Annotated in this window: 11 protein-coding genes and 1 pseudogene; 8 read left to right on the top strand and 4 right to left on the bottom strand. The window is 32.2% G+C overall.

Annotated elements, in window-relative coordinates; genetic code table 11:
- Positions 1-118: 118 nt before the first annotated feature.
- Together ACTHPI_RS04000 and ACTHPI_RS03995 are read left to right on the top strand one after the other, a co-directional pair.
- Positions 119-520: a MarR family winged helix-turn-helix transcriptional regulator gene (locus tag ACTHPI_RS04000; protein WP_445352889.1), complete on the top strand. Its 402-nt coding sequence runs from the start codon at positions 119-121 to the stop codon at positions 518-520.
- A gap of 69 nt (positions 521-589) precedes the next feature.
- Entirely contained in the window at positions 590-1471 is an 882-nt protein-coding gene (locus ACTHPI_RS03995) for a DegV family protein (RefSeq protein ID WP_445352888.1), read from the top strand.
- 33 nt (positions 1472-1504) lie between these two features.
- Here ACTHPI_RS03995 and ACTHPI_RS03990 read toward each other — a convergent pair whose 3' ends face one another.
- Entirely contained in the window at positions 1505-2362 is an 858-nt protein-coding gene (locus ACTHPI_RS03990) for an arginase family protein (protein WP_445352887.1), read from the bottom strand.
- A 79-nt stretch (positions 2363-2441) separates the two neighbouring features.
- On the opposite strand from ACTHPI_RS03990, the gene ACTHPI_RS03985 reads away from it, so the two are divergent.
- Positions 2442-3260: a MerR family transcriptional regulator gene (locus ACTHPI_RS03985; protein ID WP_445352886.1), complete on the top strand. Its 819-nt coding sequence runs from the start codon at positions 2442-2444 to the stop codon at positions 3258-3260.
- 69 nt (positions 3261-3329) lie between these two features.
- On the opposite strand, the gene plsY is transcribed toward ACTHPI_RS03985, so the two are convergent.
- Positions 3330-3962 carry a glycerol-3-phosphate 1-O-acyltransferase PlsY gene (plsY, locus tag ACTHPI_RS03980; RefSeq protein ID WP_445352885.1) on the bottom strand — a complete coding sequence of 211 codons (633 nt, stop codon included), beginning with the start codon at positions 3960-3962 and terminating at the stop codon, positions 3330-3332.
- Positions 3963-4060: 98 nt separating this feature from the next.
- Between plsY and parE the strand changes: the two genes are divergently transcribed.
- The 4 genes from parE to ACTHPI_RS03960 all read left to right on the top strand — a co-directional run bounded on the left by parE (position 4061) and on the right by ACTHPI_RS03960 (position 10277).
- Positions 4061-6007 carry a DNA topoisomerase IV subunit B gene (parE, locus tag ACTHPI_RS03975; RefSeq protein ID WP_445352884.1) on the top strand — a complete coding sequence of 649 codons (1947 nt, stop codon included), beginning with the start codon at positions 4061-4063 and terminating at the stop codon, positions 6005-6007.
- Between the two features lie 17 nt (positions 6008-6024).
- Positions 6025-8505 (top strand): DNA topoisomerase IV subunit A, encoded by a 2481-nt coding sequence (gene parC, locus ACTHPI_RS03970; protein ID WP_445352883.1) that lies wholly within the window; start codon positions 6025-6027, stop codon positions 8503-8505.
- 100 nt (positions 8506-8605) lie between these two features.
- Positions 8606-9541, top strand: coding sequence for a manganese-dependent inorganic pyrophosphatase (locus ACTHPI_RS03965; protein ID WP_445352882.1), 936 nt, complete (start codon positions 8606-8608; stop codon positions 9539-9541).
- 133 nt (positions 9542-9674) lie between these two features.
- A complete protein-coding gene (locus ACTHPI_RS03960; protein ID WP_445352881.1) occupies positions 9675-10277 on the top strand; it encodes a peptidylprolyl isomerase in 603 nt (200 codons plus the stop codon).
- Between the two features lie 177 nt (positions 10278-10454).
- Here the strand turns inward: ACTHPI_RS03960 and ACTHPI_RS03955 are convergent.
- A pseudogene (locus ACTHPI_RS03955) lies at positions 10455-10796 on the bottom strand (helix-turn-helix domain-containing protein); the annotation flags it as partial.
- A 542-nt stretch (positions 10797-11338) separates the two neighbouring features.
- On the bottom strand, positions 11339-11731 hold the full coding sequence (locus ACTHPI_RS03950; protein WP_445352880.1) for a VOC family protein: 393 nt from the start codon (positions 11729-11731) through the stop codon (positions 11339-11341).
- A 200-nt stretch (positions 11732-11931) separates the two neighbouring features.
- Here ACTHPI_RS03950 and ACTHPI_RS03945 point away from each other — a divergent pair.
- Positions 11932-12222 (top strand): hypothetical protein (locus ACTHPI_RS03945; RefSeq protein ID WP_445352879.1); only part of this gene is annotated, 291 nt, incomplete at its 3' end.

The raw sequence follows: 12222 nt of genomic DNA, 5'->3' as shown, positions 1-12222 counted from the left end.
AGTGTAATATAGAATAATTGTGTTTAAAAGACATAAGTATATGGTATTTTTTTAATTTGTTTTTTAAAAAATAGTGATATAATGTTGGTTATCAATTTTTGCTTAGGAGAAAATATAAATGGATGTTTTGTCATTTGGTACAATTTCAGATTTTATCAATAAAGAAGTTAATAATCGCTGCGGATTGAATGTATCACAAATGCGAATATTGCTATTTTTTGATAAAAATAAAAATGAAAAAGTTGCAATGGGGAAAATGGCTCAACAAATGCACATTTCTTTATCTACACTTAGCCGTCAACTTCAGCAAAGTAAAACCCGTAATTTAGTTGAGATAACACGATCAAAAACAGATACGAGTAAGCATATTCATCTTAGTTTAGCTGGTTTAAGAAAAGCTAATGAATTAAAAAGTGAGTTATGTTTGATTGAACAAAAAATTTTCTTTGATTTAGATAGACATCAGCAAAATGAATTTTCACAGAATTTAGAGCTTATTATTGAAAGCTTATCTTGTTAAAGTCGTCACATATACTTTTTTGTGTTATAATTTCTCTATATAATTAATAGAATGGAAAGGGTTAAAGAAATGAAGATTGCATTAGTTACCGATAGTACTAGTGTCTTAACTGAAAAGGAAGTTAAGGACAACAATGTAATCGTTGCTCCAATTCCAATTATCATTGGCGACAAGGAATATTTAGAAGGGGTTAATATTACATCTGCCGAACTTTTTGAAACCCAAAAACAAGGTGCAGCATTCCCCAAAACTTCACAGCCAAGTATGGGAGAGATGCTTGCTTTATTTAATAAGCTTCATGAAGAGGGCTATGAAGCAATAATTACGATTACTTTATCAAGCGGAATTTCAGGTTTTTATAATACATTAGAGAATATGGCGCGCAATTATCCAGAATATGGATTATATCCATATGACTCTAAGATGACCGTTCGTCTTCAAGGCTATTTAGTTTTAGCAGCTGCTAGAATGATTAAGAATGGTCTTGAGCCACAGGAAATTATTGCTAAGCTAGATTCTATTAGAGCAACAATTGATGAATTATTTGTTGTAGATGATTTAAAGAACTTAAGCCGTGGTGGTCGTCTTAGCAATGCTGGTGCCTTTATTGGAACTATGCTTCATATTAAGCCACTTCTTACATTTAACGAAGATGGTAAGATTATTGCCTTTGATAAGATTCGTTCTCTTAAGCGAGCAGTAGCTAAAGTGGAAAATCTAGCTTTAGAAAGAACTAGCAAATTAGATTATAAAGATAAATTACGTTTCTTTGTCTTTCACTCTAATGATGCCAAGCAAGCTGAAGGAATCAGAGAGTTTATTGAGAATAATTTCCCAGAAATGCCAATTGATGTTGTGGAATTTAGTCCAGTAATTGCTACACACTTGGGAGAAAAGTCAATTGCCATTGCATGGATGATTGATATCGATAAAATTGATTTAAATAAATAAAAAAAGACACCGAAAGGTGTTTTTTTGTCTGTCCTAATTGTTAAAAATTGTAGTATTCTTCATTAAGTCTTGTAATTGTTTAGCACTCCAAGGTAAAAATTCAGCCATTGTAAAACCTACTAAATTGGCTTTTTTACTTAATTCTGAAATTGTTGACCATACGCTTTGTCTTTTAATAATACCTGTAGCGGCATTATCAGGAATAACACTTAGTTCAGGATTATTGAAATATGTTGCATAAAATGTGTGGGGATTCATTACATCCATATCTAAATGGATATATATACCATCAAAGTCATTCTTTTTGATCCAGTCAAGAATTAAATTAAGATCTAATATTGTATTTTTTTGAATTGAATAATTTATAGCTAATTTATCAAGTTCTCTTTTTTCTTGAATAGTGGGTGATTGCAAACCTGCATAATATATTTGTTTACTTGTTAAAGGATGAGTAATTAATTGTGCAAGTTCTGGATCTCCATGTTTTAACAAATTTCCTAAAACCATAGCATGTTCATTATAAAACATTTTTGGATTAGATATATCAGGGTGAGCATCAAACCAAATCACACCTAAGTTATTGTAATGGTCATTTAAGTAATCAATGGGAGCTTGCGAAACTAAACAATTACCGCCAAAAGTAATAATTTTATCAGGTTTTTCTTTTTTTATTACTTGATATGTTTTAAGCATTGTTTGTTTGATAATACTTTTCCCATATATACCATTTTCTTTTGTTAACTTTTGAGGAGTATCAGGAACTGGAATTTTAATTTCTTTTTGATTATTGTTGTTTGGAGCAATGACTGATAGTATTTGTGAGCCTAGTTTATACACGGGATTATTACCAGCTTGCCAGTCAGGGATTTCTAATCTTATTGTTTTACTCATAATGTCCTTCCTTTTCTATGATTATTCTTGTTTAATTAAATGATAAACTCTACAGTAACAATAGAGTCAAGGAGGAAATATGAAATTAATTTCAATAGGAAAAATGGCTAAGATTTGTAATACTAGCGTGCAAACATTACGTTTTTATGATAAAAAAGGTATCCTTAAAGCTTCTTATCAAGACCCACATTCAAAATATCGGTATTATGAAATAAATCAAGTTTTTTTGTTTAATATCATAAAATATCTTCAAGCTAGTGGAATGAATCTTGAAAATATTTCTCAAATCATTAATAATTACCAAAAGTCAAACACAGCTCCTTTTTGGCAAGACCAAGAGCAAATAATTCAAAATAAAATTAAAACTTTACAACATTCCTTAAAATTAATACAATTCCAAAAGAATAAGAGTGTAGAACTTACTTTTTTACAAAATAATTTAAATCAGATATATGTAAGAAAAGTAGATAAAATGATATTGTCTCAATCCTTACAAACCCCTGTTACCCCAAATGACTATCCTGATAAGGAAATTGCAAAATTAGATCAAAAAATTATAAACCATAATTTAATTCCTAATCCTGAATATGGCTTTATTTTTTATGGAAAAAAGTATAATAAATTAGAGCAAATTAATTATCAAAGTATGTTTAAAGAATTATTGGAAAATTTAACTATACGAACTTCTTATAATATAAGTCATATGAATGGGGAATATCTAGGTATTGCATTTAAATGGTCGAGAGAAAAATATTTGTTTTTTTATAATAAACTACGAGATATGGCAATAACCAAGTATCAGTTATCTGATTTTTTAGTTATAGAAGAATCATGGCCTATAAAATATTCTGGAAAAAATACACATTTTATTACTGAACTACGTATTAAGATAAAATAAAAAAGATTTGATTATTGAAATCAAATCTTTTAGAATGTATTCTTACGAACTATTGTTTGCAAAAAATACTTATTTTTTATTGCGATATTTTTTATACCAATAGACTAAGCCGAATGGCACAAGGTTTTCTTCATGATTTTTAAGACGTTTAATATTTGAACGGTGACTCCAGTAAATTAAAAATACCAGTAAGCCACTTAAGATAGTTAACGCGATATCATGAAAGAAAAACGACGCAATAAAAATCAAAATAATTGAAATTAAGCTCGTTAAAGATACCATACTTGTGATAAACAATAAGGGAAAGAAAATAATTGCACAGATCAAGAAGAAATGTACATTGTATCCTAAAAGGAAGCCTGCAGTTGTTGCGACAGCTTTTCCACCTTTAAATTTTAAAAAGATAGAAAAGGCATGTCCTAAAATAGCTGCTAATCCAAAAAATAGACACAAATAATGTGGTCCCAAATGAAATAAAACAGGTAATATTGTTGCAAGTGTTCCCTTGAAAAAGTCAATCAGGAAAACAATAACTCCTGCAACAGGTCCTAAAACTCTAAAAGTATTAGTTGTTCCAATATTACCAGAACCATATTTGCGAATATCTTTATGGAAAAATATCTTCCCCACAATCACACCAGTTGGGAAGGACCCAATCAAGTATGCTAAAATAAATAACGATGCAATTTCTAATGCAGACATATGTTAATCACTCCATTTAAATCTATGGCTATTTTAGCAAAATTTTGCTTATAAATATATGGAGTGGACTAAATTTATGAATAAGTGGAGGAATTTTAGTGGCTAAAGCTAATACTTATGATGATTCTTCAATTCAGATTTTACATGGATTAGAGGCTGTACGTAAGCGTCCAGGTATGTATATTGGCTCAACTGATATACATGGACTTAACCAGTTAGTTTATGAAATTGTCGATAATTCTGTTGACGAAGCTATGGCTGGCTATGGTAAAGAAATTGATGTAACCATCCACAAAGATAATAGTATAACTGTGCGTGACTTTGGACGAGGAATGCCTACAGGAATGCACAAATCAGGGAAACCAACAATTGAAGTTATTCTTACTGTGTTGCACGCTGGAGGTAAATTTACTGAACAAAATTATAAAACTTCCGGAGGTCTTCACGGTGTAGGTTCATCTGTAGTTAATGCACTGTCCAGTTATATGAAGGTGCATGTGGTTCGTGATGGAAAAGCCTACGAAGAAGAATTTGAAAATGGTGGTCATCCAATTGGTACTCTTAAATGTTTAGGTGATACTGATGAAAAAACAGGTACAACTATAACTTTTAAACCAGATGATACGATTTTTTCAACAACTAAATATAAATACGAAACTATCCAAGAGCGAATTCGTGAAAGTGCCTTTTTGCTTAAAGGAGTCAAATTTACTTTAACTGATGAGCGTGATCCAGAACATCACGACGAGTTTAAGTATGATGATGGTATTAAGTCATTTGTTTCTTATCTTAATGAAGGTAAAGGCACAATTAGTGATGTCTTTTACTTTGAAGGTAAGCAAGATGGTATGGAAATTGAGTTCAGTGGTCAATATAGCGATGGTTATTCAGAAAACTTAGTTTCTTTTGTTAATAATGTGCGTACTGCAGATGGTGGTAGTCATGAAGTAGGAGCTAGAAGTGGATTTACACGTGCTTTTAATGATTACGCCAAGAAACAAGGCTTACTTGGTAAGAAAGATAAAAATATTGATGGTTCTGATTATCGTGAAGGATTAAGTGCAGTTTTATCAATTAAGATACCAGAAGAGCTTCTTGAATTTGAAGGACAAACCAAAGGTAAACTCGGAACTCCACAAGCTCGTTCAGCAGTCGATTCATTAGTATATGAGAAGATGTCTTATTACTTAATGGAAAACGGGGAACTTGCTCAAGATTTAGTTAAAAAGGCTCAACGGGCAAGGGATGCACGTGAAGCTGCCAAAAAGGCTAGAGATGAGAGTCGAAATGGTAAAAAACGCCGCAAAAAAGAAGTCTTATCAGGGAAATTAACCCCTGCTCAATCTCGCAATCCTAAAAAGAATGAACTTTTCTTAGTCGAAGGGGATTCTGCTGGCGGTAGTGCCAAGCAAGGACGTGATCGTAAGTTTCAGGCGATTTTACCTCTTCGTGGTAAGGTATTAAATACTCAAAAGGCAAAATTACAAGACATCTTTAAAAATGAAGAAATTAACACCATGATTTATACTATTGGTGCTGGAGTCGGAACAGAATTTAAAGCAGAAGACTCAAACTATGATAAGGTTATTATTATGACAGACGCCGATGATGATGGTGCTCATATTCAAATTTTACTTTTGACATTCTTTTATCGCTACATGCGCCCAATGATTGAACAAGGAAAAGTCTACATTGCACTTCCTCCACTATATCGTCTTCAAAAGGGTCGCGGAAATAAAGCTAATATTAAGTATGCTTGGACTGATGAAGAATTAGCTGAGCAAGAAAAAGAAATGGGACGTGGCTATTCCCTACAACGATTTAAGGGTTTAGGTGAAATGAATGCTGAACAATTATGGCAAACAACTATGAATCCTGAATCAAGAATGCTAATTCGCGTCAGAATTGATGACGCAGCTTTAGCTGAACGCCGAGTAACCACTTTAATGGGTGATAAAGTAGCTGCTAGAAGAAAGTGGATTGAAGAAAATGTTGAGTTTAGAATGGGGGAAGATGCTTCCATTCTTGATAAAGAAAATGATTAAAGAAGGTTTTTGATTTAATGACCATTAAAGAACGAATTAAAGAAATGCCCCTTGAACAGGTAATGGGTGAAAGATTTGGCCGTTATTCTAAATACATTATTCAAGAACGTGCCTTGCCTGATATTCGTGATGGCTTAAAGCCTGTTCAACGTCGTATTCTGTATGCAATGTACCAAGACGGAAATACTTATGATAAGCCATTTAAAAAGGCAGCTAAGGCTGTTGGTAACATTATGGGTAACTTTCACCCACATGGTGATAGTTCTATTTATGGAGCTTTAGTGCACTTATCTCAAGATTGGAAGATGCGCGAACCACTTGTAGAAATGCACGGAAATAACGGTTCTATGGACGGTGATGGTCCAGCTGCCATGCGTTATACTGAGTCTCGTTTAAGCAAAATTTCTAATATGCTTTTACAAGATATTGATAAAAATACTGTCAATATGGTTCTTAACTTTGATGATACTGAGTATGAACCAACTGTCCTTCCAGCTCGTTTTCCAAATCTTTTAGTAAATGGTTCAACTGGTATTTCATCAGGTTATGCAACAGAAATTCCACCACATAATTTAAGTGAAGTCATTGATGCGACTATTTACTTGCTTAAACATCCTGATGCAACTCTTGAAGATTTAATGAAATATGTGAAAGGTCCTGATTTTCCAACTGGTGCAATCATTATGGGCACTAAAGGAATTAAAGAAGCTTATGAAACTGGTCGTGGCCGTATTCAAGTAAGGGCTAAAACCACAATCCAAGAAATTCGTGGTCATCGTCAAGAAATTGTTGCCACAGAAATTCCATTTGATGTGAATAAGGCGATGTTGGTTAAGAAAATTGATGAAATTCGCTTAAATAAAGAAATTGATGGGATTGCTGAAGTTAGAGATGAAACTGACCGTCATGGACTTTCAGTAGTAATTGAACTAAAAAAAGGTGCAGATGCACAAAATATCTTGAATTATTTATTCAAAAATACTGACTTACAAGTTTCCTATAACTTTAATATGGTTGCGATTGATCATATGACTCCTGTTCAAGTAGGACTTAAGAGAATTTTATCATCATACTTGGAACATGAAGAAGAAGTTATTACTAAAAGAACTCAATATGATTTAGATAAGGCAGAAGCACGACTTGAAATAATTGAAGGTTTAATTCATGCAATGGATATCTTAGATTCAGTAATTAAAGAAATCCGTGCTTCTAAAAACAAAGCTGATGCTAAAAAGAACCTTATTAAAAAGTTTGCCTTCACTGAACGTCAAGCTGAAGCTATTGTTTCTCTTCAACTTTATCGTTTAACTAATACTGATGTTGATGCTTTAATGGCTGAACAAGCAGACTTAAATAAAAAAGCAGAAAAGTTTAGAAAGCTTTTGTCTGATAGAGATACTTTAGAAAAAGAAATTATTAAAGAACTTCGTCAAGTAAAGAAAGACTTTGGTAGTGAGCGTAGGACTGAAATTTCAGAAGAAAGTGCAAAAATTAAGATTGATGAAACTGCTTTAGTTGCTGAAGAAAAAGTTCGTGTCTTAATTAGCCGAGATGGTTATCTTAAGCGTTCATCTATACGTTCATTCCAATCTACTGAACCAGGAGATAATGGATTACCTGATGGTGATAAAGTTATTTATGAAAAAACTTTATCTACTTTAAATAATTTGTACTTATTCACCAATCGCGGAAATGTAATTTATCGTCCAGTTCATGAATTAGTTGAAACTAGATGGAAAGAAACAGGTCAGCACTTATCACAAGAAATAGGATTGGGTCCTGATGAGCAAATAATTCGTGTATTTGACTTTAAAGATTTATCTAGTCAAAAGAACTTCCTCTTAGTTACTAACGATGGTTACATTAAGCAATTAGAACTTGCTAATTTACAACCAACTAGAACTTATAAGTCTCGTGCTATGACTGCAATTAAGATGAAGACTGAAGATAGTCGTTTGCTTAATGTTGATATTGTAGATGTTGATTCAAATCAAGAAATAACTTTATTTACTAATCAAGCTTATGCTGTAAGATATGATATTAATGAAGTTCCAACTTCTGGTGCTAAGGCAGTTGGGGTAAAATCTGTTAACTTAAAAGATGCTGACTTTATTGTTGGCAGCGTCTTAGTAAAGCCTGAGTTTATAAATTTGGTTAAGGTGGGACTTGTAACTCAACGTGGAGCATTTAAGCAATTTAATTTAGATTTAGTTAATAAGGTCTCTCGTGCTAAGCGTGGAGTATTAGTCCTTAGAGAACTTAAGACTAACCCACACCGCATTTCTGTGATGACTTCATATGGACAAAACCATACTTTACTTTTAACTACAAGTAGTGATCGTCATTATAAGATTAAGACTAATGAATTTCCATTAGGAGATAGATATTCTAATGGTTCATTTGTTTTAGAACCTAAAGTAGATGGTGCACCAGTTTCTCTGGAACTTGGTAGACCTCTCAGCGATAAAAGTAGAGACGTTTCAGATTTATTCAATTAAAAATATACAATAAATAATGCCTATTAAACACTTGGATAATAGGCATTATTTTAGTAGACTAGAAGAGAACATAAAAACAGAAAAAGAGAGGATCTTTTCAATGGAAAAAGAATTAGTTTTTGGACACCAAAATCCTGATACTGATGCAATTGGTACTGCTATTGCATTTTCATATTTACAAAACAAGTTGGGTTATAATACTGAAGCTGTTGCTCTTGGCAATCCAAATGATGAAACTGCATATGCACTTAAGACATTTGGCTTTGAAGCTCCACGAGTAATTAAGACTGCAGCAAATGAAGTTAATTCAGTTATGCTTGTTGATCACAATGAACCTCAACAAAGTGTTTCAGATATTGAAGATGTTGACGTATCCAATGTTGTTGATCACCACCGTATCATGAACTTTAATACTTCTAAGCCACTTTACTACCGTGCTGAACCAGTAGGCTGCACTAGTACTATCGTTTGGAAGATGTTTAATGAAAATGAAGTTGAAATTCCAAAGAATTTAGCTGGTTTGATGCTTTCAGCAATTATTTCAGATACTTTGCTTTTGAAGTCACCAACAACTACTGCAGATGATAAAGAAGCAGTTGATGCTTTAGCTAAAATTGCCGATGTAGATTATGAAGAATATGGTCTTAGAATGCTTAAGGCTGGTGCTAATATTGCTGATAAGTCAGAAGAAGAATTAATTGATTTAGATGCAAAGAGTTTTGAATTAAATGGTAATAACGTACGTGTTGCACAAATTAACGTTGTTGACTTACCAGAAGCAATGGCACGTAAAGAAGCTTTCCTTAAGACAATGGAAAATTCTTCAAAGGAAAATGGCTATGATATGTTCATGCTTTTGATTACTAATATCTTAGATTCAGATTCCGAAGCTTTAGTTGTTGGTTCAGATGATAACAAGGCTACTTTTGAAAAGGCGTTTGGTAAGAAACTTGAAGATTCAGAAGTTAAGCTTCCAGGTGTTGTTTCTCGTAAGAAGCAAGTTGTTCCACCATTGACTGATGCTTTTGAAGGCTAATTTATAAAAAAACTGGTAGATATACTTTAAAGTATATCCACCAGTTTTTTTGTGTCATTAAGATATTTTAATAGGCTTAAGAGATACATAATGATAAAATTGAAATATATTATTAATTAAAGGGGAGAATATTATGTCATCATATCCACAATTAAATATTGACGATGCAAAGACAATTAAGGCTATTATTAAAACCAATCAGGGAGATGTAACAGTAGCTTTATTCGAAGAACTTGCACCAATGACTGTTGAAAATTTTGTTCGTTTAGCTAAAAAAGGCTATTATGATAAAACTACTTTTCACCGTGTAATCAGTGATTTTATGATTCAAGGTGGAGATCCTAAAGGTGATGGAACTGGTGGTGAAAGTATCTGGGGTCATCCGTTTGAAGATGAATTTTCTCGCGAATTATTTAATTTGCGTGGTGCACTTTCAATGGCAAACTCTGGTCCAAATACTAATGGTAGCCAATTCTTTATCGTGCAAAACAAAAATATGCCTAAACGCATGATTCGTGAAATGGAGCCTGCAGGCTATCCAAAAGAGATTATTAAGCAATACAAGCAAGGCGGAACTCCTTGGCTTGATGGCCGTCATACTGTATTTGGTCAAGTAGTTGATGGTATGGATATTGTTGATAAAATTGCTAAAGTTAAAAAGGATAAAGCTGATAAGCCAGTTGAAGATGTAGTTATTGAAACTATTGAAGTAGATGATCCTCGCTTTAATGATTAGCGTATAGCATAAGTTGTTAAATAATAATTTTTAATAAGAAATACCCCGTTGTAGCAATTCGAAAACTACAACGGGGTATTTTGGTTTATAGAATTAAGTATTCTACTTTTGCTTCTTGTCAACGGAAATTTGTTCCTCAGAAAGAGGAGTAACACTAACGTTGCCAGAAGCAGAAGTAATCTCTTTTAACATTACGATGAGTGATTTACATACTCTCTCAGAAGTGCCTTGAGGCAACTTTCTAAGCTCATTGATTACCTTGCGGATAAATACAGGGGTATTGTCCGTAGAAGCACTCTTTGAACGAGCAACATCGTATGCGCTATTAATAAGCTCTGGAGTTGTGGTGTTCAATGCTTGTGCAATCGCATCTAACTTCTGAATACTTACATTCTGATCTTTAGTTCTCTCGAGACGTGAAATAAAATTAACTGATAAGTCACTTAATTCAGCTAAATCTTCTTGAGTTAATTTTTGCTCGCGACGACGACGAGAAATTTCCTGTCCTATATTAGCCATGAAGCATTCGACCCTTTCAAAATACTTATAATTCTATAGCTATAGACTATAGAAGTTTTTATTAAAAATAAATAGACTATTTTAATAATATTTACTTACATTATATAAATATAGACTAATTATATGTGCAAAAATCTTATAAAATAAGCATTTTAAAGCACATATTGTATTATTAAAAATATAATATAAGTTAAAAAAACGGTCAATTTATAACAACAAAAACAGAAAATTGTAGAATCTCAGCGGTGGAAAGTTAAGACTCTTTGTGTTGGTTTATTTCCTGTCCAATATTTAGTGTAGGTCATTTTTAACTAATTTAAAACCAATATGCACTTAAATTATATATTTCTTTATTTTCTTTCCGCATAGTTAAGACGGGGTTAAATATATATCGCTATGAATAAATAGAGTAACTATATATTATTATTTTAGAAAGATAATAATAAAAATAGTGTTACTTAGTACATGCTTTTTATTTAGAAAATAATTTAAATTAAAATTTAAGTGTAAGGCATTCCTTGAATAACTAATAAAATTGGTCGCTAGTTATTATATGTCGATACTTCGACTAAATTATTATCTGGATCACGTACATAAATGGATGTCATTTTTCCTTTAGCACCATGTTTAGTTATAGGACCAAGTTCAATAGGGATATTGTGTTTGTTATAATTGGAAATAATACTTTTAACAGAGGAGTTTGTTTCTAAGCAAAAATCATAAACTCCCACAGCAAGTTTACTTGCTACAATCGCGTTAACATTATTTTCAACTTTGCGTAATCGTAGAAGTGATTTACCACACTTTAAGCTGGCAAAATTTGAATTTGTTTGTTCGTGAATAATGGGTAAGCCGATAACTTGGTTATAAAACTTAATAGAGAGATTTAAGTTTTTAACAGTTAATACAATATGATCAAGATTGATTATTTCCATTATTATTTTCTCCTAATTAAATACTTTACATTTTTTGACTTTGAGTTAGTCTTAAAGTAATTATAGAACAAAACAAAGCCGAATTTTGTTAAAATTATATTCCATCAATACCAATTATAAAAATAATACACATATATTATTTAAAATTTTTCTTGTGTTATAATAAAACAAATATACAAAGTATAAAGGAGCTGATTTACATGTCCAAACAATGGCAGCCTAAAAAAATCCGAGAATTTTCCTATCCTGAAAATGCTTCAAAGATAGTAGATGAATGGTTTATCAATTATGCTAGTTTACAAAAGATCTCTAAAGAAACTGGGATTGCCCGAACTACTCTTTACCGCTGGAAAAGAGAAATGGTCAAAAACAATCAATCCCTGCAAGAGTTCATTTCAGTTGTTAACTACAAAAAGTGCGTTGACCTTGAGATCAGCGACTGGAAAGAATTTACCAAGAAGAAAGAAGAAGCTAAGAAGATTGACAGCGCC

The sequence above is a fragment of the Lactobacillus sp. PSON genome, assembly GCF_052615405.1.
The sequence above is the reverse complement of the archived record's forward strand: the minus strand, read 5'-3'. Positions and strand labels throughout refer to the sequence as shown.

Bases quoted from the DNA above. Each gene is read 5' to 3' on its own strand.
- ACTHPI_RS03995 (WP_445352888.1), top strand. From the start codon at position 590: ATGAAGATTGCATTAGTTACCGATAGTACTAGTGTCTTAACTGAAAAG.
- ACTHPI_RS03965 (WP_445352882.1), top strand. From the start codon at position 8,606: ATGGAAAAAGAATTAGTTTTTGGACACCAAAATCCTGATACTGATGCA.
- ACTHPI_RS03985 (WP_445352886.1), top strand. From the start codon at position 2,442: ATGAAATTAATTTCAATAGGAAAAATGGCTAAGATTTGTAATACTAGC.
- ACTHPI_RS04000 (WP_445352889.1), top strand. From the start codon at position 119: ATGGATGTTTTGTCATTTGGTACAATTTCAGATTTTATCAATAAAGAA.
- ACTHPI_RS03960 (WP_445352881.1), top strand. From the start codon at position 9,675: ATGTCATCATATCCACAATTAAATATTGACGATGCAAAGACAATTAAG.
- ACTHPI_RS03990 (WP_445352887.1), bottom strand. From the start codon at position 2,362: ATGAGTAAAACAATAAGATTAGAAATCCCTGACTGGCAAGCTGGTAAT.
- ACTHPI_RS03950 (WP_445352880.1), bottom strand. From the start codon at position 11,731: ATGGAAATAATCAATCTTGATCATATTGTATTAACTGTTAAAAACTTA.
- plsY (WP_445352885.1), bottom strand. From the start codon at position 3,962: ATGTCTGCATTAGAAATTGCATCGTTATTTATTTTAGCATACTTGATT.
- parC (WP_445352883.1), top strand. From the start codon at position 6,025: ATGACCATTAAAGAACGAATTAAAGAAATGCCCCTTGAACAGGTAATG.